This window comes from Aeromonas sp. S2(2024), assembly GCF_041402505.1.
Classification (GTDB): domain Bacteria; phylum Pseudomonadota; class Gammaproteobacteria; order Enterobacterales; family Aeromonadaceae; genus Aeromonas; species Aeromonas media.
Genome location: NZ_JBGLRL010000004.1, coordinates 83,749 through 106,919, shown reverse-complemented (window position 1 = coordinate 106,919; position 23,171 = coordinate 83,749). Strand labels below are relative to the sequence as shown.

20 protein-coding genes are annotated in these 23,171 nt (G+C 61.9%); 15 read left to right on the top strand and 5 right to left on the bottom strand.

Annotation, left to right across the window (positions count from 1 at the left end; all coding sequences use genetic code 11):
• The first annotated feature begins 17 nt into the window (after nt 1-17).
• The 12 genes from nadD to ACB039_RS06110 all read left to right on the top strand — a co-directional run bounded on the left by nadD (nt 18) and on the right by ACB039_RS06110 (nt 11,258).
• Nucleotides 18-671 (top strand): nicotinate-nucleotide adenylyltransferase, encoded by a 654-nt coding sequence (gene nadD, locus ACB039_RS06165; protein ID WP_005329819.1) that lies wholly within the window; start codon nt 18-20, stop codon nt 669-671.
• 211 nt (nt 672-882) lie between these two features.
• Nucleotides 883-1,221, top strand: coding sequence for a ribosome silencing factor (gene rsfS, locus ACB039_RS06160; protein WP_005329818.1), 339 nt, complete (start codon nt 883-885; stop codon nt 1,219-1,221).
• A 20-nt stretch (nt 1,222-1,241) separates the two neighbouring features.
• Complete coding sequence (gene rlmH / locus ACB039_RS06155; protein WP_005329815.1) at nt 1,242-1,709, top strand: 23S rRNA (pseudouridine(1915)-N(3))-methyltransferase RlmH; 468 nt, start codon at nt 1,242-1,244, stop codon at nt 1,707-1,709.
• Between the two features lie 101 nt (nt 1,710-1,810).
• Nucleotides 1,811-3,739 (top strand): penicillin-binding protein 2, encoded by a 1,929-nt coding sequence (gene mrdA, locus ACB039_RS06150; RefSeq protein ID WP_005329814.1) that lies wholly within the window; start codon nt 1,811-1,813, stop codon nt 3,737-3,739.
• Between the two features lie 66 nt (nt 3,740-3,805).
• Nucleotides 3,806-4,909, top strand: a complete 1,104-nt coding sequence (gene rodA, locus ACB039_RS06145) for a rod shape-determining protein RodA (RefSeq protein ID WP_005329812.1) — start codon at nt 3,806-3,808, stop codon at nt 4,907-4,909.
• Complete coding sequence (gene mltB, locus ACB039_RS06140; RefSeq protein WP_005329810.1) at nt 4,909-5,928, top strand: lytic murein transglycosylase B; 1,020 nt, start codon at nt 4,909-4,911, stop codon at nt 5,926-5,928. The genes rodA and mltB overlap by 1 nt, the downstream gene beginning before the upstream one ends.
• Nucleotides 5,864-6,802 (top strand): septal ring lytic transglycosylase RlpA family protein, encoded by a 939-nt coding sequence (locus tag ACB039_RS06135; protein WP_041205228.1) that lies wholly within the window; start codon nt 5,864-5,866, stop codon nt 6,800-6,802. Before mltB ends, ACB039_RS06135 begins: the two co-directional genes overlap by 65 nt.
• Nucleotides 6,803-6,994: 192 nt before the next feature.
• A complete protein-coding gene (locus tag ACB039_RS06130; RefSeq protein WP_042649625.1) occupies nt 6,995-8,224 on the top strand; it encodes a D-alanyl-D-alanine carboxypeptidase family protein in 1,230 nt (409 codons plus the stop codon).
• Nucleotides 8,225-8,512: 288 nt separating this feature from the next.
• A complete protein-coding gene (ybeD, locus tag ACB039_RS06125; RefSeq protein ID WP_005329804.1) occupies nt 8,513-8,776 on the top strand; it encodes a DUF493 family protein YbeD in 264 nt (87 codons plus the stop codon).
• An 82-nt stretch (nt 8,777-8,858) separates the two neighbouring features.
• Nucleotides 8,859-9,536: a lipoyl(octanoyl) transferase LipB gene (gene lipB, locus ACB039_RS06120; RefSeq protein ID WP_043129089.1), complete on the top strand. Its 678-nt coding sequence runs from the start codon at nt 8,859-8,861 to the stop codon at nt 9,534-9,536.
• An 85-nt stretch (nt 9,537-9,621) separates the two neighbouring features.
• Complete coding sequence (gene lipA / locus ACB039_RS06115) at nt 9,622-10,587, top strand: lipoyl synthase (protein WP_371165303.1); 966 nt, start codon at nt 9,622-9,624, stop codon at nt 10,585-10,587.
• A gap of 164 nt (nt 10,588-10,751) precedes the next feature.
• Entirely contained in the window at nt 10,752-11,258 is a 507-nt protein-coding gene (locus ACB039_RS06110; RefSeq protein ID WP_371165302.1) for a GNAT family N-acetyltransferase, read from the top strand.
• A 48-nt stretch (nt 11,259-11,306) separates the two neighbouring features.
• Here ACB039_RS06110 and nqrE read toward each other — a convergent pair whose 3' ends face one another.
• From nqrE to ACB039_RS06090, 4 genes are all read right to left on the bottom strand, one after another.
• Complete coding sequence (gene nqrE, locus ACB039_RS06105) at nt 11,307-11,906, bottom strand: NADH:ubiquinone reductase (Na(+)-transporting) subunit E (RefSeq protein ID WP_371165301.1); 600 nt, start codon at nt 11,904-11,906, stop codon at nt 11,307-11,309.
• A 172-nt stretch (nt 11,907-12,078) separates the two neighbouring features.
• On the bottom strand, nt 12,079-12,510 hold the full coding sequence (locus tag ACB039_RS06100; RefSeq protein WP_371165300.1) for a hypothetical protein: 432 nt from the start codon (nt 12,508-12,510) through the stop codon (nt 12,079-12,081).
• Nucleotides 12,511-12,783: 273 nt separating this feature from the next.
• Nucleotides 12,784-14,514, bottom strand: a complete 1,731-nt coding sequence (gene recJ / locus ACB039_RS06095; protein ID WP_371165299.1) for a single-stranded-DNA-specific exonuclease RecJ — start codon at nt 14,512-14,514, stop codon at nt 12,784-12,786.
• A 101-nt stretch (nt 14,515-14,615) separates the two neighbouring features.
• Nucleotides 14,616-15,965: a sigma-54 dependent transcriptional regulator gene (locus ACB039_RS06090; protein ID WP_081805640.1), complete on the bottom strand. Its 1,350-nt coding sequence runs from the start codon at nt 15,963-15,965 to the stop codon at nt 14,616-14,618.
• 442 nt (nt 15,966-16,407) lie between these two features.
• Between ACB039_RS06090 and ACB039_RS06085 the strand changes: the two genes are divergently transcribed.
• The 3 genes from ACB039_RS06085 to ACB039_RS06075 all read left to right on the top strand — a co-directional run bounded on the left by ACB039_RS06085 (nt 16,408) and on the right by ACB039_RS06075 (nt 21,959).
• A complete protein-coding gene (locus ACB039_RS06085) occupies nt 16,408-18,102 on the top strand; it encodes a hypothetical protein (RefSeq protein WP_371165298.1) in 1,695 nt (564 codons plus the stop codon).
• 343 nt (nt 18,103-18,445) lie between these two features.
• Complete coding sequence (mscL, locus tag ACB039_RS06080; RefSeq protein WP_005329794.1) at nt 18,446-18,853, top strand: large-conductance mechanosensitive channel protein MscL; 408 nt, start codon at nt 18,446-18,448, stop codon at nt 18,851-18,853.
• 754 nt (nt 18,854-19,607) lie between these two features.
• Nucleotides 19,608-21,959 (top strand): hypothetical protein, encoded by a 2,352-nt coding sequence (locus ACB039_RS06075; protein WP_371165297.1) that lies wholly within the window; start codon nt 19,608-19,610, stop codon nt 21,957-21,959.
• 115 nt (nt 21,960-22,074) lie between these two features.
• On the opposite strand, the gene xerD is transcribed toward ACB039_RS06075, so the two are convergent.
• Entirely contained in the window at nt 22,075-22,986 is a 912-nt protein-coding gene (gene xerD, locus ACB039_RS06070; protein WP_005326672.1) for a site-specific tyrosine recombinase XerD, read from the bottom strand.
• Between the last annotated feature and the right edge of the window lie 185 nt (nt 22,987-23,171).

Sequence of the window (23,171 nt, the reverse complement as noted above, 5' to 3'; positions counted from 1 at the left end):
CTGACTGGGAGAGCCTCATGCTGAAGGCCCCCATCGGCATCCTGGGCGGCACCTTCGACCCCATCCACATCGGTCATCTGAGGCCCGCCATAGAGGCACGCGACGCCCTGGGCCTGGCCGAGGTGCGCCTGCTCCCGAATCATATCCCGCCCCATCGCGCCAACCCCTTCTGCTCCAGCGAGCAGCGGCTCGCCATGGTCGCACTGGCGGCGGCGGAGAACCCGGGCTTCGTGGTGGATGAGCGGGAGCTGCAACGGGACAAGCCGTCCTGGACCATAGACACCCTCATCGAGTTCAAGCAGGAGCTGCCGGATACCCCGGTCTGTTTCCTGATGGGCATGGACTCCCTGCTCGGCTTGCCGAGCTGGCATCGCTGGCAGGAGCTGCTCGATCATGCCCACCTGGTGGTGAGCAAGCGCCCGGGCTGGCAACCGGATTACCCGGGCGAGGTGGCCAGCCTGCTGGCCCGCCACCAGACCCGGGATGTGCAGGATCTGCATCGACACCGCCAGGGCCATGTCTGGATCGCGGACAACCTGCCCATCGAGCTGTCGGCCACCCGGCTGCGGGCTCTGCTGGCGGCGGGGCAGGACCCCAGGTACCTGCTGCCGGCCCCGGTCGCCGACTACATCCGGCGGCACCGGCTCTATCAGCCATCACCAAGCCGGTGAGCGGCGCCACGCGGGCTTGTCAGCCGACACCCTGAGGCGCAGCCGGTACAGGCTTGACTATTGTCCCGCCCGGTTGCGCACTATAGTGATCAACAGGGGCCTGCCTTGCCCATAGTGGCGGCCCCGGATCCATTCCCTTTGCCAGACTGGGAAACGGGAATGACCATGATATAATCCGCCGCCCTCTGGCGCCGGAAGATAGGAGAAGACATTGCAAGGCCAAGAACTGCTCGCCTTTATCGTCGACAAGATCGATGACATGAAAGGCCGCGACATCATCACCCTGGATGTACGCGGCAAATCCAGCATCACGGACACCATGATCGTCTGCTCCGGCAACTCCAATCGCCACGTCAGTGCCATCGCCCACAATCTCGCCAGCGAGGCCCGTCATGCCGGGCTCGACCTGCTGAGTGTGGAAGGGGAGCTCACCGGTGAGTGGGTGCTGGTGGACATGGGTTCCGTCATCGTCCATGTGATGCAGGATGAGTACCGCGACTTCTACCAACTGGAAAAGCTCTGGGGCGGCGCCCAAGTACAGGTGCAATAAGGGTGCAAGCGTAACGAACGATGAAGATCCAGTTGATTGCGGTGGGCACCAAGATGCCTGCCTGGGTAGAGCATGGCTTCGAAGAGTACCGTCGCCGTTTCCCGAAAGACATGCCGTTCGAACTCGTCGAGATAGGCGCGGGCAAACGGGGCAAGAATGCCGACATTCCCCGCATCCTGCAAAAGGAGGGGGAAGCCATGCTGGCCGCCGCCGGCCGCTCGCGCATCGTCACCCTGGACATTCCCGGCAAACCCTGGACCACTGAGCAACTCGCCGTGTCGCTGGAAGCCTGGAAGCTCGATGGTCGGGATGTGGCACTGCTGGTAGGCGGGCCGGAAGGTCTCTCCCCCGAGTGCAAGGCCGCCGCCGAGCAGAGCTGGTCCCTGTCGCCCCTGACCCTACCCCATCCGCTGGTGCGGGTGCTGGTGGCCGAGAGCCTCTATCGCGCCTGGAGCATCACCACCAATCATCCGTATCACAGGGAATGAGCCATGACTCCTTGGCACATCACTCCCTCATACACCCAGTACCACAGGGAATAGTCCATGTGGTACCCGCCCTTGCTCCCCGTCAGCCATAAGGTAACGGCATGCTGAAGAATCGCATCGAAATGCGCGATCACAGTGCCGAGGGACGTCTGTTCTTCCGGCGCACCTTGGTAGCCTACATCGGCATGGTCGTCCTCATGCTGGTGCTGCTTGGTAATCTCTACTACCTGCAGGTAGAGTCTTACGAAACCTACCAGACCCGCTCCAACGACAACCGGATCCGGGTCGTGCCGGTGGCACCGCCACGGGGCCTCATCTATGACGCCAACGGCGTGCTGCTGGCGGAGAACCGCCCCGTCTACAGCCTGGAGATAGTGCCGGAAGAGACCGAGGATCTGGAGAAGACGGCCGACGAGCTGATCACCCTGCTGGCCCTGCCGGAGGGGACCAAGGAGCGATTCCTGGCCGAGGTGAAGCGCCAGCGCCGCTTCAAGCCGGTGCCCCTGTTCGAGAAGCTGACCGAGTACCAGGTCGCGCTCTTCTCGGTCAACCAGCACAACTACCCGGGTGCCAGCATAGAGGCCTATCTCAAGCGCTACTACCCGTTTGGCGATACCCTGACCCATGCGCTGGGCTATGTGGCCAAGATCAACACCCGTGACGTGGAGCGCCTCGACAAGGAGGACAAGCTCGCCAACTATGCCGCCACCAAGGACATCGGCAAGCAGGGGGTGGAGAAGTTCTACGAGGATCAGCTGCACGGCGTGGCGGGCTACCAGGAGGTCGAGGTCAACAACCGCGGCCGGGTGGTGCGCACCCTCAAGTTCCAGCCGCCTGAGCCCGGCAAGGACATCTACCTCAACATCGACATCCGCCTGCAGCTTAAAGCACAGGAGCTGCTGGCCGGCCGTCGGGGCGCCATCGTCATGATGGATCCCAATACCGGCGCCATCCTGGCCATGGAGTCGAGCCCGAGCTACGACCCCAACCTGTTCGTGACCGGCATCTCCAACACCAACTACTCGGCGCTGCTCAATGATCCGGCGCGCCCGCTGGTGAACCGCACCACCCAGGGCATCTACGCCCCCGCCTCCACCGTCAAGCCCATGATGGCGGTGATGGGGCTGAACGAGGGGGCCATCACCCCCAACTATCGCTACTTCGGTGGCCCCAGCTTCTCCATCCCGGGCACCACCAAGAAGTTTCGTGACTGGCGCCGCTGGGGTCATGGCTGGCTCGACGTCTATCGCGCCATCGAGGTGTCGGCGGACACCTACTTCTACGATCTCGCCTACCGGGTCGGCATCGACAAGATCCACAGCTACATGACCAAGTTCGGTTTCGGTCAGTACAGTGGCGTCGACCTCTATGAAGAGACCAAGGGGGTCATGCCGTCCCGCGACTGGAAGATGGCACGCTGGCGCCAGCCCTGGTATCAGGGGGACACCATCTCCATCGGTATCGGCCAGGGCTACTGGAGCTCCACCCCCATCCAGCTCGCCAAGGCGATCAGCATCCTGACCCAGAACGGTCACGACGTGACGCCACACCTGCTCAAGAGCACTGCCTCGGCGGATGGCGTGGTCAATGCCCCCATCAACCCGAACGTGGCCATCGCCGCCAAGAGCGACACCTACTGGCAGGTGGCCAAGGACGGCATGTGGCGCGTCATCAACGGTCACGAGGGCACCGGCCGCCGCGCCTTTGCCAATACCCCCTACAAGGCGGCGGGCAAATCCGGTACCGCCCAGGTGGTGGGCCTGAAAGAGAACCAGGTCTACAACGCGGCCACCACCAAGGTGGAGCACCGCGACAACGCCCTGTTCGTCGCCTTCGCGCCGTTCGAGGCCCCCAAGGCCGTGGTCGCCCTGGTGCTGGAAAACGCCGGTGGCGGCAGTGCCATGGGGGCGCCGGTCGCCCGCCACATGCTGGACGCCTACCTGCTGCCGCCGGAGCCCCAGCTGCCGCCGGCGCCCGACAAGCCGTCCACCCAAAGCCCGGATCAGAGCGAGGCCGTTCCCAATGAGTAACTCCGCACGCCTGCAAGGCATCTTGCCTCCCCAGGCCATCCATGCAGCACGAGGGCTTCTCCCATCATGAGTAACTCCGCCCGCCAACAGAGCCTCTGGTACCGACTGCACATCGACCTGCCGTTACTGCTCGGCCTGCTGGCGCTGATGACCCTCTCCATGGTGGTGCTCTACTCCGCCTCCGGTCAGGATATGGACTCCATCGTGCGCCAACTGGTGCGCGGCGGCCTCGCCTTCGGCCTGATGATCGGCCTGGCCCAGCTGCCCCCCTCCCTCTATGCGCGCTGGTCCGTGCCCCTGTTCACCCTGGTGGTGCTGCTGCTCATCGCGGTGGACGTGTTCGGTCACATCGGCAAGGGGGCACAACGCTGGCTGGACCTCGGTTTCATGAAGTTCCAACCCTCCGAGGTGATGAAGCTCTCCATGCCCATCATGGTGGCCGCCTGGCTCAGCCGGCACTCCCTGCCCCCCAAGTTCAGCCATGTGCTGATCGCGCTGGTGATGGTGCTGCTGCCCACCCTGCTGATCGCGGCCCAGCCCGACCTCGGCACCTCCATCCTGGTGGCGGCCTCCGGCTTCTTCGTCATCTTCCTGGCGGGGATCAGCTGGTGGCTCATTGGTCTGGCTGTGCTGCTCATCGCCGCCTTTATGCCGGTGCTCTGGTTCTTCCTGATGCACGACTACCAGCGCCAGCGGGTACTGATGCTGCTGGACCCGGAGAAAGATCCCCTCGGGCGCGGCTACCACATCATCCAGTCCAAGATAGCCATCGGCTCAGGCGGCGTGTTCGGCAAGGGCTGGCTGCAGGGCACCCAATCCCAGCTGGAATTTTTGCCGGAGCGCCACACCGACTTCATCTTCGCGGTGTTCAGCGAGGAGTTCGGCCTGGTGGGCGTGGCCCTGCTGCTGGTGATCTACCTCTACATCATCAGCCGCTGCCTCTTCATCTCCATGCAGGCCCAGAACAGCTTCGAGCGCCTGCTCGGCGGCGCCCTGACCCTCACCTTCTTCGTCTATGTATTCGTCAACATGGGCATGGTGAGCGGCATCCTTCCTGTGGTGGGGGTCCCTCTGCCGCTGGTGAGCTATGGCGGCACCTCAATGGTGACCCTGATGGCGGGCTTCGGCATCCTGATGTCCATCCAGACCCACAGAAGGCTGCTTGCCTGATGAGTCTGGGGTGGCGGGGGCTGGCCTGCTGGTTGCTGACGGTCGTGTCACTGACGGCCGGTGCGGCCCCCGAGCCACCGCAGCTGGAGCGGCTCGCCCTGCAGCACTCGGTGCCGCTGGCCGAGTTGCAGGCAGCCACCGCAAAGGCCCAACTGCGCCAGGAGGTGCTCGACACCATAACCCGCCCCTGGGAGGCCAAGCCCTGGCATCGCTACCGGCAGCTATTCGTCACCCCGGAGCGGATCAGGGACGGGGTCGGCTTCTGGCAACGCCACGCCGCCACCCTGACCAGGGCCGAGCAGCACTACCGGGTGCCCGCTTCCCTCATCGTCGCCATCATCGGCATCGAGACCTTCTACGGTCGCCAGATGGGTCGCCATTCCGTGCTCGACAGCCTCTACACCCTGGGGTTCCACTACCCCGCGCGCGAGGAGTTCTTCGCCAAGGAGTTCGCCCAGCTGGTGCTGCTTGCCCGGGAAGAGAAGTGGCCGCTCACCGCTCTCAAGGGCTCCTATGCCGGTGCCATGGGCATGGGGCAGTTCATGCCCTCCAGTTACCGTCACTACGCCGTCGATTTTGACGGGGATGGCAAGCGGGATCTGTTTGCCAACCCGGCAGATGCCATCGGCAGCGTGGCCAACTACTTCGCCGAGCACCGCTGGCGCTGGGGGGAATCCGTCGTGGAGCCCGCCTTGATTGGATTGGCGCCTGTGGGTACCCTGCTGAGGCCAGAGCCCGAGCTCAAGCAGCAGTGGGCCGAGCTGGCCGCCGCCGGGATCGAGCTCGCCACCCCGCTGGCACCGGACACGCCGGTCAAACTGCTGGCATTGGAACAGGCAGACGGGCCCGAATACTGGGTCGCGCGCCACAATTTTTATGTGATCACCCGCTATAACCGCAGCCCCCTCTATGCGATGGCGGTGCATCAACTCAGTCAAGCCATCCAGGACGCTTATGCATTACAGCCACAGACTTCTCCCCCTCACCCTCAGCCTGACCTTGTTGCTGGCCGCCTGTAGCAGCCAGCCGGAGCCACAGCCGCTGCCGCCCGAACCCGTCCCGCAGGAAAAACCTCAGGTGATCGAGATCCCGCAGGCCACCGGCGCCATCCCGCGCCCAGAGCCCCTGAGCGAGAGCGGCAACCGTGACTACTGGATCGGCAAGCAGAAATTCGAGGTGTGGCGCGACATCAAGCACTACAGCGAGGAGGGCACCGCCAGCTGGCTGTCTCAGGATCTCGATGGCAACAAGACCGCCAACGGCGACGTGCAGGACAGCACCCTGTTCAGCGCCGCCCACCGCAATCTGCCACTGCCGAGCTATGTGCGGGTCACCAACCTGGACAACGGGCTGGAGACCATAGTGCGAGTCAACGATCGCGGTCCCTTTGGCAGCGAACGCCTGATCGATCTCTCCCAGGCTGCAGCCACACAGCTGGAGATGGTCGATGGCGGCGAGGCCCGGGTGCGGCTGGAACTCATCACTGACCAACCGGATCAGATGGTCGAGATGGTGCCCATGACGCCGATGGCGCCCATGCAACCGGTAGCCCAGGAGGCCGCCTTCCTGGGTGAAGCCCAGCCAGCAGCTGCGACCACAGTCGCCCCGGCCAAGGCTGCTCCCGCTGCGGCCACCACGGCGACCACCACCCTCTCCACACCCAAGGCCGCAACCGACCAGGGCAAGATGATCCAGGTGCTGGCCAGCGGCTCCCAGCCCAGAGCCGAGGCCATGGGCAAGGTGATGACCCAGCGCTATGGCGTGCCCTACCAGGTGGTGGCCCACGACGCCATTTTCCGGGTCTTGCTGGGGCCGGTCGCCGCCGATCAACAGGCCAGTCTGCTGGAGCAGATCCGGCAGGGGGGGCTGGAACAGGCTTTCATCGTTCCCTGATGACAGGGTCGACAGAGTGAACCGTCACTTTCCCTCGGCGTCACGTCGTTTCCCGGCGTGACGTCGACAATCGATGGATAAAAAACCAGACCAGATGGCACGCCGGACTATGACCGACCGGCACATCTGGTATAGTGGAGCCCGCTTTTTTTCAACTTGGGTACTCCCCATCCAGGCACCAGGAATTTCAAGATGTCCAAATTTGCCCGTTCCGTTATTCTGGCCTCCCTGCTAAGCGCGACCGCCCAGGCCAACCAGCCGGTACCGACGCCGGATTCGGCTCTGCCGACTGCCCAGCCGGTCCCCACCCTGAACAGCGCCCCCATGGTGGTGCCTGCCGCGCCGGAGATCTCCGCCAAGGCCCATATTCTGATCGACTACTACTCCGGTCAGGTGCTGGCCGAGCAGAACGCCGAAGAGCGTCTGCCCCCCGCCAGCCTGACCAAGATGATGACCTCCTACATCATCGGCCAGGAGCTGCTGAAGGGGAACATCAAGCGCACCGACATGGTGACCATCAGCCAGAACGCCTGGTCCAAGAACTACTCCGACTCCTCCAAGATGTTCATCGAGGTGGGCAAGCAGGTCTCGGTCGATGATCTCAACAAGGGCATCATCATCCAGTCCGGCAACGACGCCTGCGTCGCCATGGCCGAACACCTGGCGGGCAGCACCGACTCCTTCGCCAGCCTGATGAACTCCTGGGCCGCCAAGCTCGGCATGAACGACAGTCACTTCATGAACCCCCACGGTCTGGATGCGGAGGGTCACTACAGTACTGCCCATGACATGGCCCGTCTGGGTCAGGCCCTGATCCGCGACCTGCCGGAGGAGTACAAGATCTACTCCCAGAAGTCGTTCGTGTTCAACGGCATCACCCAGCACAACCGCAACCGCCTGCTGTGGGATCAGTCCCTGCAAGTGGATGGCATCAAGACCGGCCACGTCAGCCAGGTCGGCTACAACCTGGTCTCCTCCGCCACCAACAACGAGGGCATGCGCCTGATCGCCGTGGTGCTGGGCGCCAGCAGCGAAGGTTCCCGCGCCGCCGAGAGCAAGAAGCTGCTCACCTACGGCTTCCGCTTCTTCCAGAGCCTGACCCCCTACAAGGCGGGTACCGAGCTGGTCACCCAGAAGATCTGGATGGGCGACAAGTCCGAAGTGAAACTGGGCGTCGATCAGGATGTCTCCGTGCTGGTCACCCGTGGTCAGGGCAACAACCTGAAGGCGGACTTCCAGCTCGAGAGCGAACTGAAGGCACCGCTGGCCAAGGGTCAACGTGTCGGTACCGTGTTCCTCAAGCAGGGTGACAAGGAGATCAAGCAGGTTCCGCTGGTCGCCCTGGAAGAGGTGCAGGAAGGTGGCCTGATGAGCCGTCTGTGGGATTACTTGGTGATGCTGGTATCCAGCTGGTTCAAATAAGCAAGGCCTATTATCATCACCAAACAGCGGCGCCAACAGGCGCCGCTGCTGTCTTTACCGTGCAATTGCAGTGAATAACCCTGCAATCTGCAGGTTCCGCCGACGCTCCATTTGTGGTAAAAAGCAGCATTCCCACGTCTTGTCGACCTGGCGGGCTTGATCCCGTGCCGGGCAATGCCCATATAACGTGGAACCGTGCCCATGGTTGACGCGACTGGCGGCCAGAGCCCCTCGGCCAAACAAGATGCAAGATGACGTCGTTTGATGACGACACTAAAGGTGAGTGAGATGAATACCAAGTTTGATGAGCTGCTGGAGTTCCCCTGCAAGTTCCCGTTCAAGGTGCTTGGCGTGGCCGATCCCGCCCTGCCGGATCAAGTGGTTGAAGTGTTGCAGCAACACGCCCCAGGCACTTATAGCCCGACCGTTCAGCCCAGCACCAAGGGCAACTATCACTCGGTACGAGTGACGGTCACCGCCCAGAGCAAGGAGCACATCGAAGCCATGTACACCGCACTCGGCAAGATCGAGCTGGTTCGCTACGTCCTGTGAGTCGCCTCTCTCGCCCCGCCATCGGGGCGAGCGATTATTTGCCATTCTGTTTTGCCGACGCAAGCGCCGTCAGTGAGGAAAGATGTCATCACAGATCCCCGCCCAGCCACGGCTGTTAGTCAGACAGTTGGGCCGTCGCCCCTACCAGCCGGTGTGGGACGCCATGAAGGCCTTCACCGACAACCGCACCAGCGACACCCCGGACGAATTCTGGGTGGTGGAGCACGACCCCGTCTACACCCAGGGCCAGGCCGGCAAGGCCGAGCATCTGCTCGCCCCCGGTGACATTCCGGTGGTGCAGAGCGATCGCGGCGGCCAGGTGACCTATCACGGTCCCGGCCAGCTGGTGCTCTACGTGCTGGTGGACGTGCGCCGCAGCAAGCTCTCTGTGCGCGAACTGGTGACCTGCCTGGAAACCGCCATCATCAATACCCTGGCGAAGAGCGGTATTGAGGCCTATGCCAAGGCCGATGCCCCCGGCGTCTACGTGAAGAACGATCTGGGCATGGAGGCCAAACTCGCCTCCCTGGGCCTGCGAATCCGCAAGGGCTGCTCCTTCCACGGGCTGGCGCTGAACGTCAACATGGACATGACCCCCTTCCTGCGTATCAATCCGTGTGGCTATGCGGGCATGGCCATGACCCAGACCAGCGCCCTGGGCGGCCCGCAGAGCGTGGCAGAGGCACAATCCATCCTGGTGATGGAGCTGGCCAGCCTGATTGGCTATGAGACCATCACGAATACCGAAGAGGCAGCATGAACAAGCCCATGCTGCGTGGTCATGAGGGCCCCGACAGGACCCTGGTGGCTATCAATCAGACAATAACAAACACCGAGAGTGAATCATGAGCAAACCCGTTCGTATGGAGCCGGGCGTCAAGCTGCGCGATGGCGACAAGATGGCCCTGATCCCGGTGAAATTCATGCCGGATCCCAACGAGGAAGTGCTGCGCAAGCCGGACTGGATGCGGATCAAGCTGCCGCCGTCGAGCCAGAAGATCGAGCACATCAAGAGCACCCTGCGCAAGAACAAGCTGCACTCGGTGTGTGAGGAGGCCTCCTGCCCCAACCTGGCGGAGTGCTTCAACCACGGCACCGCCACCTTCATGATCATGGGCGCCATCTGCACCCGTCGCTGCCCCTTCTGCGACGTGGCCCACGGCCGCCCGCTGGCGCTCGATCCGGACGAGCCGAAGAAGCTGGCGCTGACCATCAAGGAGATGGGGCTGAAATACGTGGTGATCACCTCGGTAGACCGCGACGATCTGCGCGACGGCGGTGCCCAGCACTTCGCCGACTGCATCAAGCAGATCCGCGAGCACAGCCCGCAGACCCGCATCGAGATCCTGACCCCGGACTTCCGCGGCCGGATGGAGCAGGCGCTGGAAGTGTTCCGCGAGACCCCGCCGGACGTGTTCAACCACAACCTGGAAACCGCCCCGCGCATGTACCGGGTCGCCCGCCCGGGTGCCGACTACAAGTGGTCGCTGGAGCTGCTGCGCCGCATCAAGGAGATGCACCCCCATGTGCCGACCAAGTCCGGTGTCATGATGGGCCTTGGCGAGACCAACGAAGAGATAGTCCAGGTGCTCAAGGACCTGCGTGAGCACGGCGTCAACATGCTGACCCTGGGCCAGTATCTGCAGCCGAGCCGTCACCACCTGCCGGTGAAGCGCTACGTGCCGCCCGCAGAGTTCGACGAGCTGAAGGACGTCGCCATGGATCTCGGCTTCAGCCACGCCGCCTGCGGCCCCTTCGTGCGTTCCTCCTACCACGCGGATCTGCAAGCCAAGGGTGAAGAGGTCAAATGATCTCGCCCGAAAGAGGGGGCAAATAACCTCTCCTGCTAAAAGAAGAGCGCCCAAGGGCGCTCTTCTTGTTGAACATGTCGGACTCGACACGCCCGGCCAACCCCATGGCTAATTCCCGGCGCCGGGGTTAAGGTGGCGACTCCCTTCCCTTGAGCGAGGCTCCGATGCCAACCCCTATCGTTCGTCTGATCCCCATGGATGAGGCGGCTTTCCCCGCCTATCGCGACTACTTCATCGACGACTACGCCCAAGATCTCGCCAGCAATCACGGGCTGACCCTGGCCGATGCCCGCCATCAAGCCGAGGCTTCCTTGCTGCAACACCTGCCCCAAGGGGCCGCCACGCCTGGCCAGAGCCTGCTCTGCATCACTCCTGTGAGTGACAAGGTCGGGCGCGCAGTCACACCGACGACAACCATCGCCGGCTATCTCTGGCACTGTGTCGACAGCGCCGCCCACACCACCTTCATCTATGACTTCTACACACTCCCGGCCCATCGTGGCCTGGGATATGGCAAGGCCGCCATGGCGGTGCTGGAGGCCGAGTTGAAGTGCCTCGGCGTCAGTCAGATCAAGCTGAGGGTCGCCCATGACAACCCCAGAGCCAGGGCACTCTACGAAGAGATCGGTTTTCACATCACGGGCTACAACATGGCCAAGACGCTGGGTTGATGGCCCTCGTCATCAACCCTCTTTCCTCATGCTATGGTGAACCGGCGCTCACAGCGAGATCCCGGAAAACGACATGAAGCCCAGCGACATCAGCCCCGCCACTATAAAGGTGATACCGATGCCGCGCAGCCCCTCCGGCACATCCGAGTATTTCATCTTCTGGCGCAGGCCGGCGATGGCGACGATGGCCAGCAGCCAGCCGAGCCCCGACCCCGCCCCATAGACCAGGGATTCGATGAAGTCGTAGTCCCGCTGGGCCATGAACATCACGCCGCCGAAGATGGCGCAGTGCACCGTCAGCAGCGGCAGGTAGATCCCCAGGGCCTGATGGAGCGCCGGGAAATGCTTGTCCAGCACCATCTCCATCACCTGCACCAGGGCCGCCAGTACGCCTATGTAGATGATGAAATCGAGAAAGCTCAGGTCAAACTCCCCGAGGAAGGTGCTGTCAGGGCGCAGGATATGGCGGTAGATCAGGTTGTTGAGGGGAATGGCGATCACCATGACCACCAGCACCGTCATGCCAAGACCGAAGGCGGTGTTGATGTTCTTCGACACCGCGAGGAAGGTACACATGCCGAGAAAGAAGGCCAGGGCCAGGTTTTCCACAAAGATCGACTGAATAAACAAATTGACGTAATAGTCCATGAATCCGGCTCACCACTTGATTGTGCAAAGAGAATGTTCGCCTCTGACCAGGGGCCAGCGGCAGGAACGGGATGACAGTCAGCACGGGCGCGATCGCAGACGACTGGGATCGGTGGATCAACAAAAAGGGATCAGTGACAGAGAAGGCGTGCGCCCGGCGAGGGGAAAGACACTAGTCGCCGTGGCAGAAGCGAAATTGCAGGTGATGGCAGAGCAGTTGCCGCTGGTGCAGATGACCCAAGCAACCCGGCCACTGTCTGAGATAGATGAGGGGCAGGAAGAACAGCAGGCCGCAGAGCAGACCGAGGATCTCGTGCTGGAACCAGGCCAGCAGCATCTGGTAGAGATCCGGGCCCCTGGCCCCTTCCAGCCGTCGCCCCTGCTCGAAGCTGAGCCGCCACTGGGTGGCGGGCGGCAGACTGACGCTGTCGGCCAACCCCGGCGCAGGGGGCTCGTGCAGTTGCATCGAGGATGTCGATGTCCCCTGGGGCGACAGCACGGGCGCACCGAGCCCTGCCGCGACAGAAGCGGCAAGCCACAGCAGGCAGGCGACGGCGAACGCCATCGGCCAGCGCAATTGTCGGCCAGGGGGTGGCAAGGGCACAGACTCCTTGAAAAAGCCAGGGGCTAGGCGAGGGTTAATATATCACGATTGCTCTTTTTATTGAATTTTGGCATCCGTTAGCTAGCTAAATTCAATACAAATAGACCTGTTTTATCCACAAAATAAGCATTTTACACCTCAATGAAAACAGCTAGGAACTGACTCCCTTCCTCGCCCCCTGAGCCCCATTCAGTTAGGGCATAGCCGCTCTTGCAACAAAAACGGCCACCCCAGGGTGGCCGTTGTCATCGACAGGGCGGAGTCGCCGCCGGCTCAGAGACCAGCGGCTTCCAGATGCTCCACCAGCAGTTGGACGCTGCGGTTGCCGCGCCACTCGTTGACGTCGAGCCGGTAGACCAGCCGCACCCGCTTCACCGAGGCGTCCGGCCAGCGCTTGAGATCCACCCCGAAGGCGATGGCATCCACCGCATGGCCCGAATCAGTGGTCAGCATCATCTTGAGGTGTTTCTCCCCCACCAGCCGCTGCTGCACCAGCACAAACTCGCCGTCGAACAGCGGCTCGGGGAAGGCCTGACCCCAGGGGCCGGAGGCGCGAATAAGCTCCGCCAACTCCAGAGTCAGTTCATCGGGCAGCAGCTCGCCATCGGTGAGCAGCACCCCGGTAAGCAGCTCAGGCGTCACCAGCTCGCTGATGACCGTCTCGAAGGCCCGACCGAAGGCCTCGATATTGGCCTTGGGCAGGGTCAACCCCGCCGCCATGGCGTGGCCACCAAACTTGCCCATCAGGCCCGGATGGCGGGTGTCGAGCAACTCGAGGGCATCGCGCAGGTGTACCCCGGGAATGGAGCGACCCGAGCCCTTGAGCTCGGTGTCGCTGCTCTCGGCAAAGGCAATCACGGGTCTGTAGTACTTCTCCTTCACCTTGGAGGCCACCAGCCCCACTACCCCCTGATGCCACTCGTCTTTGTGCAGCACGATGCCGGAGGGGACTTCACCATCGCGAAAACGGATCTGTTCCAGGGTGGCGAGGGCCTCCTGCTGCATCCCCTGTTCGATCTCCTTGCGCTCCTGATTGAGGCTGTCCATTTCGGAAGCGAGCTGGCGCGCCAGATTGAGATCATCGCTCAGCAGACAGGCGACCCCGAGGGACATGTCATCGAGCCGGCCCACCGCGTTGAGGCGCGGCCCCAGTGCAAAGCCGAGATCGGCGGCACACAGCCGGCGACCGTCGCGGCCCGATACGTCCACCAGCGCCTGGATGCCGGGACGGCAGCGACCGGCCCGGATCCGCTGCAGCCCCTGATGCACCAGGATGCGGTTGTTGCCATCCAGCGCCACCACGTCGGCCACGGTGCCGAGGGCCACCAGATCCAGATAATCCGCCACATTGGGGGCGCGAATGCCCTGGCGCTCGTACCAGCCGCTCTGGCGCAGGTGAGTGTTGAGGGCCGCCATCAGATAGAAGGCCACCCCCACCCCGGCCAGGGACTTGGAGGGGAAGTCGCAACCATGCTGGTTGGGGTTCACTATCGCATCGGCATCAGGCAGCTCCTGGCCTGGCAAGTGGTGATCGGTAACCAGTACCCGCATCCCGGCCGCCTTGGCCGCCGCCACCCCGGCAATGCTGGAGATGCCGTTGTCCACCGTGATGAGGAACTCGGCGCCGCGGGCCACCGCCAACTCGACGATCTCCGGGGTGAGGCCATAGCCGAACTCGAAGCGGTTGGGCACCAGAAAATCGATGTGATGACCCCCCATGGCCCGCAGGGCCAACACGCACAGGGCCGAGCTGGTGGCGCCGTCGCAGTCGAAGTCGCCGACGATGAGGATGCGCTGCTGCGCCGTCAGGGCATCCGCCAGCAGGGGCACCGCCTGCTCCATGCCGAACAGGCGCTGGGGCGGCAGCAGCTGACTGGCGCTGCGCTCGAGCAGGGCGGGATCCTCCACCCCACGGCTGGCGAAGATTTGGCGAAGCAGGGGGTGCAGGGTATCTGGCAGGTGAGCGTCATCCACTCGGGGACGACGACGGATTTGCAGGGGCATGGTGTCAATCCTGTCTTCTAATACGGTGAGCCGATGGCAAGGCGGTATGATACACGCCTCAGGCGAGCAGAGAACAGCGGCAGGTCAGCTTGGGAGAGACGCTAGGAAATCAGGGCCTCGGGAGGAGGAGGAGGTGCAGAACGCTCCAGCACCCGGTAGAGGGTGAGCCTGGAGATCCCGAGATGCCGGGCGGCCTCGGTCACATTGTTGCCACAGAGCACCAAAGCCCGGCGCACGGCCTCGCATTCCGCCTCGGCCCTGACCAGATTTAGAGGTCGAATGGCACCCTCTACCAGCGGCAACGCCAGCCCCAGATCCTGGTGATCGATGCGGCACCCTTCACACAGGACCAGCGCTCGCTCCAACCGGTTCTTGAGCTCCCGCACATTGCCAGGCCAGTGATACTTCATCATCTGGTGCATGGCGCTGGCAGTGAAACCATTCACCTTGGGATTCAAGGTATTACCCAGCTTGTTCAGGAAATACTGGGCAAGCAAGATGATATCCTCCCCCCGTTCACGCAGGGGAGGCAGTGCCAAGTCCAGCACACAGAGACGGTAGAAGAGATCGGAACGAAAATTGCCCTGCGCCATCTCCTGATCCAGCACCCTGTTTGTCGCGGCTATCACCCGGATATCCACCTCGATAGGCTCAACGCCACCGACTCTCACTATGGTGCGTTCCTGCAAGAATCTCAGCAGATTGACCTGCATCGGCAACGGGAGATCCCCTATCTCATCGAGAAACAGGACACCGTGATGGGCCCGCTCCACACAGCCAATGTGACGGCGCCAGGCATCGGTGAAAGCGCCCTTTTCATGGCCAAACAGTTCTGACTGGATCAAGGTGGGTGGAATGGCGCCGCAGTTGACGGCAACGAAGGGGCCATCCGCCCGCTGGGAGTGCCGATGGATCAGCCGGGCAACCAGCTCTTTGCCCGTGCCGCTCTCCCCTTGCAATATCACCGACGAATCAGCCTTCGCCAGTCGCTCGACCCGATTCATCATCTGCCGCATGACGGGGCTGGTACCGATAATTCCCCCCTCCTCCTTGCCACGATCGCAGGGGCGATGAGCCCCCCTCCTCAAGCAGGCGATGCCAAACGCATGCCCCAGCACGGCGAGCAGACGATCATCCTCTACCGGCAGGCTGTGATAGTCGAAACAGTAGTTCAGGAGCAGCTCTTGCACCCTGGGCAGGGCCAGCAGATGAGGGGGAGCGAGGGCGACCCAGATCATGGTGCTGCATGTCTGACGAAACAGGATCTCCACCGCCTCGGCGGCATCTTCGCTCAACAGCACCAGACCGACTCTGGGCGCCTGTTGTGCGTAGTAGCTGAAAGCTTCCTGAGGCGATGAGGCCGAACAAAAACGCCACCCCAGTGAAGATGCATGTGACGGAGGGCGCCACACCTCGCTCGTGTTGACACACAGTAGTGTACGAATCTCCATCAACAACACTCCACAGCTCTGCGGCCAAACAATGTGCAAAGTATTGGATAGATGGCCTACATGTGCCACTTCTGAAACAAGGATAAAAACGAACTCGAACAGGCCCCAAAAAGACAACAAAATAAATTAAAACAATATCTTAACAACATAATGGCGTTGCTTTGCCAGTCCAGCAAGGCAACTGGTATACCCCCTTTGTTTCGCCTCGGGAACAGTGCCAAAAAGCCCCCCTTCAATGGGAAGCCTGCTCAGACACCGATAATTCATCAATCTCTGTCTCCTTCGGTTAACAACGCCGTCATCCCATCTCATCGACAAAAATATTTTTTCATTCATTTTCAATGCTTTATCCATATGGAACGAAGTCTGCATTCATGCAGCGCCTCCGGCTGTGCAAGTAGAACCGGACGACATGGACAACAACAAGCAGAAGGAATGCAACATGGATACCCGAGCAATACCTCTCTGGCCACGCTGTTGGCAGCACGGTCTCACGGCCCTGACCTTGCTGCTGGCGCTCTGTGCGCCGGTACTGGCCGCCACGGCGGAGTCACCGTTCGAGCTGGATGCCAACCCGCAGGACAACATCGACACAGGTGCAGTCATGAGTGATGACTGGGATACCCCACCCGACACCGGAGGGGCCACCAAGTTCACCGGCATCATCCAGGACACCGCCCCAAGGAGCATCTTTGGCGGGGGGGATAAAGACATACTGGATATCGATAAATGGAGCTGGAGCGATGGTTCGGTGCCCGACAAGGATGACCTGACCCACGCCTATGCCGCCGCATACAACGAAAATAACGACCTGTTGCTCTACTTCGGCGCCGACAGGATCTCCAATGTAGGCGACGCCTTCATGGGGTTCTGGTTCTTCAAACAGAAGGTCACCGCCCTGCCCAACGGCAAGTTCAGCGGCAAGCACACCGCGGGGGATACCCTGGTGCTCATGAACTTCCCGCAGGCAAACAACGCGGTTCCCTACCTGGCCGTGGTGACCTGGGATCCGACCTGCAGCAAGGCGGCCAACAACAACCCGCAGCCGGGACAATGTGCCGCCTCCAATCTGCGACTCAAGCTGCAAGGTTCGGGTGCCAACGACGTCGTCTGTGCCAGCCAGGGCGGTGCCAACCTCGCCTGTGCCCTGACCAACACGGGTAACGTCCCCGTGCCCGCCAGCACCCTCGCGAACGGTGTCGGCGGCCTGTGGAGCGATTACACCCCCAAGAGCGGTACTCAGGGTACCTTCCCCTTCGAGAGCTTCTTCGAGGGTGGGATCAACCTTAGCCAGATCGTCGGCGGCAGTGACGGCTGCTTCAGCAGCTTCATGGCCGAGACCCGCTCCTCCAGCTCCTTCACGGCCGCATTGAAGGACTTCGTGCTGGACAACTTCGAACTGTGCAAGGTCGAGATCACCAAGGTCTGTACCGGCGGTGACCTCAACGAGACCGAGACCGGCTTCACCTTCAGCTTCGAGGGCGTCGTCACCAACGGAGGCTTTGGCACCATCTATGACGTCGTCGTCACCGACGATAACGGCACCCCGGCAGACACCAGCGATGACTTCATCGTCGCGAGCTTCGATTCCATACCCAAAGGGGGAATGGAAGATTACAACGGCAGCTTTGGCGCCGCCGGTAACGGGCCGACCAACGGTGTCAGTGTCAAGGCCGCCTCCAGCGATGGCGGGCTGCAGACGATCACCGCATCCGCCACGGCAGCCTGCCCCACGGTCCAACGAGAACCCGGGATCAGCGTCACCAAGACCTGTAGCACCAAGGTCATCGATGAGGGTAGCCAGCTGGTGATCAGGGTCGACTACAGCGGCCAGGTCTGCAACACCACAGGGGTGGGCCTCATACCGCCGCTGAACCTGAGCGGCGTGACCGTCACCGACGACCCCAGCGGCAATGTGCACAACATCGGCACGCTTAACGCGGCGGACTGCAAGGACTATTCTGGCTCCTACACGCCAAGTAGTGCAGGGTCGGAAAACCCGGGCTCCATCTCCTTCAGCGACACGGTCACGGCCACAGGGACTGCGCCCCTGGGCTTTGGCACCGCGACAGACATGGCAACGGCTACCTGCCCGCTCTGTCCGACTTGCCCAGATTGCCCCACTCCAGGGCAGTAACAGGGTTTGATCAGGGTTAAACCACAAGGGCCATGGTGCAGACCATGGCCCTTTTCATGGCGCCGACCAAGCATCACAAGCATCCTGAGCCCAGGATAACCCCACCATCTATCCACAGCATGCACAGCTGCTCTCTGATCGCATTACGCTGCTTAGTTATCGATGAGTTAATAACACCGAATGTAAAAATTTCTCATTCATACAGGTTGCCAATCGGGCTTGAGCCCCGCAAGCTAATCAGGACGACGGGATAGATCATGGTCATCCCTCTGTTTTACTGATGTTTTATTATCCAGATTCGACGTGGGGCCCGACCTCACGCCGTCCATTTTTAGGGGGAAAAATGAGTCTGATTCAAGAGTTCAAGGCCTTTGCCGCCCGCGGCAATGTCATCGACATGGCGGTCGGTATCATCATAGGTGCCGCCTTCGGCAAGATAGTCTCCTCCTTCGTGGGCGACGTCATCATGCCGCCCATCGGCCTGATCCTGGGGGGGGTGGATTTCAGCGATCTCGCCGTCACCCTGAAGGCTGCCGAAGGCGACATCCCGGCCGTGGTCATCGCCTACGGCAAGTTCATCCAGACCATCATCGACTTCCTGATCATCTCCTTCGCCATCTTCATGGGGCTAAAAGCCATCAACACCCTCAAGAAGAAGCAGGAAGAGGCCGCCACCCCGGCCGGCCCCACCAAGGATCAGGAGCTGTTGACCGAGATCCGCGACCTGCTCAAGTCCCAGCAGGGCAAATAAGCGCACGGATCCCCTGGACGTCGCCAGCGCGCATGCCAGCAAGAAACCAGTAGCAAGAGGGAGGCCTGTGCCTCCCTCGCTTTTTAGCCAGAAAGCACTCCCCTGGCTTCCCCTCCACATTCATCCTGACTTTGTACCGCTCTCCTCCCACCTCGGCACCACACATGCAACACGCCAGCCCCCTCGACAGGAGCCGATGCAGGGCAGTCAAGGGGATGGGGTTGTCTCAGCCTTGATACAGAGGCCGGGAACCCGACACTCGGGCTCCCGGCTGCCATGTCCAAAGGGCGCCATCCTGCTTGCAGTCACCCGAGCCGCCTTGGCGACTCGCCCACGCTCCTCATGACATCCCGCAATCGCAACGGCTGACGGAACCGCATTCGGTACACCTCTGTTCCATCGCTGTAACAGAGGGAATAATTAAAAAATCTTTATTTATCATACATCTATCATCTCACCCCCGCTGACGACCCCATGTCATCGTTACAACTTGATGGACATACGCTCGTAAACAATGCTGAAAAAACTCATTAATCTCTTTCTATTCAAACACTTATCTATTTGGTGCGTTCCTTGCTGCAGGGGTGCTGTCTATCGATGCCCACCCCACAGAGCTGTGCCCGATCCCCAGTCTCGTTTGCAGGAGATCGGCCCTCTGCGTGGTCACGTCCGGGCCTGGGACATCACTCGGTTCAGGCAGTCGCAGCCGAGTGACATGGAACCAAGAACCACAAGACAGGAAGAGGGAAATGCTATGAAACCAAGTCAGCGCAATCGCCTGCTCAAATCCCTGACGGTCCCTTTCGGGATCGTCATGCTGGGGGGGCTCAGCCTCACCCCGGCCTGGGCCGGCATCTTTCCGGGCCTGCAACAAGAGGCCTGTATGGCAGACGCCTATATTGCCAAGGGTGGCTCACTCGCGGGCGGCAGCCTCAACTGCACGGCCAAGGACATCGAGGTCTCCAAAGTAGTGCCGGTTAATCCGAACCAGGAGTGCACCAACGGCCAGGTGTTCACCTTCAATGCAGACGTGACCATCAAGACCAACGCCAGCGAGCGTTATGACACCACCTTCTACCTGCCGAGAACGTCCCAGAGCCCGCAGGTGGTACAAGGAGGGGCAAGAAACTGCAGCCTGGTACTGCCCAAGGCGAGCGACGCCGGGGAGAATGGCCAGGTTGCCTATGTGAATCTGGAGCCGAAACTGAAAGCCACGGACTTCCTGGATACTTGCGGCGACATCACCAAGGCCAACGGTACCGACCAGTACACGCTCCTCAACCAGCCCATCACCATGCTCTGTCAGCCCAGCCCCACGGATCCCAACAAGGCCCTGTTCACCTATTGCGCGGCCTGGGACATCCAGAAGAGCCTGAGTTGCAGCGAGAGCACAGTGCCTCCCGGCGCCGTGCCCGCCACCAAGTCCAAGTGCAACTGTGACAGCTTCGCCATCAACGTGTTCATCAGACCTGAGCCACCCACCATCACCAAGACGGTCGAGCCGACCAACCTGCCCGAGCCGGGTGGCGTGTTCACCTACAACCTGAGCTTTACCAACTCGAGTGCCGCCTCTCTGTATATCGCCAGCCTGAAGGATGAGATCGACGTGGGCGGAGATGGCTCCTACGACAAGAGCGTGGATCTCTGGGGCGCCACCGAAAGCGTCGGAACGGCGGACGGCATCTATCTGCTCAGCAGCACCTGTGCGAAACCCGCTGCAGGCTCGACAACGAAGGAGGTATTGCCCAGCGCCACCTACAGCTGCGAATTCACCTTGCATATCAAGGATCGCGATCTGCCCAACGATCAGAGTCCCGAGAAGTACGTCGACAACATAGTGGCCCTGTTCAAGGACAAGAACGGCGGCACGGTCGGCGACGGCAGCACCTGCCCGACCGGCTTCCAGTCTGCAGGCAACAACTGCAGCGCGGCCAAGATGGTCGAGATCACCAATCTCCCGCCGGCCATCGCGGTTGAGAAGACCCCCTCCGTTGACGAGGTGCTGGAGCCGGGGGCCAATGTGACCTACACCGTCAGGGTCACCAATACCGCGGGCGATCACGACGACCCGCTCACCCTGACCAGCCTGGTGGACGACAAGTTCGGCGATCTGGACGGGCAGGGCACCTGCGATCTGGGCAGCGGCGTGGCCCTGTTCAAGGGCTCACCTTTCGAATGCAGCTTCACCGAGTTTGTCGGTGGCAACGCTGGCGATGTACACACCAACAAGGTGACCGCCAAGGCCCTGGACAACGAGGGGGATGAGGCAACGGGAGATGACAGCGCCACCGTCAACATCAATGACGTGGCATCGACCATCACGCTGCAAAAGGATGCCGTGCCCATCAGTGTGCTCGAAACGGGTGACTCCGACGAGAAACGCTCGGTGGCCTATACCTTCACCTTCTCCGTCGATGCCGGCGGCGTGGACAAGGTCACCTTCAATGACCTGGATGATGACGTGTTCGGCAATCTGACCAGCCTGTGCCAGGTAAGCAAGAAGAACGGCGTCACGCTCGTGCCCGCCGTGGCACTGTCCGGCTTCATGCTGAACCCGGGTGAGTCGGCCAGTTGCACCCTCTCCAAGGATCTGCAGGGCAATGCTGGTGAGAGTCACACCAACACGGCGACCATCAGTGGCAAGGATGAGGACAATCAGACCGTGACCGACAGCGATGACGCCACCGTGATGTTCACCGATGAGAAACCTGACATCAGCAAGCTCTTTGCCCTCAAGGCCGCCGGCTTTGTCCGCATCAGCAACAACGGAGTAGACACCCTGACCGTCACCGCCCTGACCTTCAAGGGGATCGATGTGGCGGATGGGAACGGAATCCCGGGCAGCTTTACCCTCTACGATGAGCCCGGGGTGAGTACCCATGAGGGCGGCTTCGGGCCCTTCGCCTTCTGCACCACGGGCGGGACCATACTGCCAGACGGCCACTATGATTGCGCCTTCGTGCTGGAGCTCGAACCCGGCCTCGCCGATCTTGGCAACATCGACCTGCAGGCGATCAACCCTGAGCCTCTGGTGGTTACCCTGAAGGACGACGAGCTCAACGAGGTCAAGGCAGAAGTGGAGGTCACCATCCAAACGCTGGAATGATGATGTTGTGAAACAGGCCAGGAAACTGGGCTATTCAGGGGGCGACGGTTGAACCATCGCCCCCTTTCTTTGCCCGGGCGCGGGGATACTGGGTCAAAGAGACCGCCTCACGGACTCAGGCCCGGGGATGGTGCTCGCCGTGCAACGCCTTGAGCCGCTCGTTGGCCACGTGGGTGTAGATCTGGGTGGTGGAGAGATCCGCATGCCCCAGCAGCATCTGCACCACCCGCAGATCGGCGCCGTGGTTGAGCAGATGGGTGGCAAAGGCATGGCGCAGGGTGTGGGGAGAGAGCTCCCCCCTGATCCCCGCCCGCTGGGCATAGAGCTTGATGCGATGCCAGAAGGTCTGGCGGGTCATCATCCTGGCCTGCTTGGAGGGGAAGACCACGTCCGAGCTGGTGCCCCCCAGCAGCAGGGTGCGCGCCTCCCGGTAGTAGCGCTCCAGCCAGTGGACCGCCTCCTCCCCCATCGGCACCAGCCGCTCCTTGTTGCCCTTGCCCACCACCCGCACCAACCCCTGGCGCAGGCTGACATGCTCGGCGGTGAGCCCCACCAGTTCGGAGACCCGCAGTCCGGTGGCATAGAGCAGCTCGAGCATCGCCTTGTCCCGCAGCTCCAGCGGATCGTCCACCAGCGGCGCCGTGAGCAACGCATCCACCTCGGCCTCGCTGAGATCCGAGGGTAGCTTCTTGGGCAGCTTGGGCCCCTCCAGCAGCACGGTCGGGTCGTCGCTGCGCAATTTTTCCCGATTGAGATACTGATAGAAGCGGCGCAGAGCCGACAGAAAGCGGGCCGTGCTGCTCGCCGCGAACTGGTTGTCCACCCGCCAGGCGAGATAGTGCTGGATGTCGTCCATTCCCGCCAGCAGCAGGGAGCCGCCCTGCCCATCGAGCCAGAGGGCAAACTTTTCCAGATCCGTGCGATAGGAGCTGACCGTATTGTCGGACAGCCCCCGCTCCAGCCAGAGGGCATCGAGGAAGGGCTCGATCAGGGGATGGTTGTGCACGGCAGGGGCAGGCTTGGTCATGGGGTCTTGGTCTTGGGTAAACGGTGGCCCATTGTAGCCTGCCCGGCCGGCGCGCACATCAGGGGCTTGCGCTCCCCTCCGGGCGTACCAGGCGGTGAAGCGCGAGGGGCAATCTGCTAAACTGGCGCCCTCACTCGGGCGGTCCGACCCCATGGTTGCCCGACCCCCCTTGCCTACTGCGATCA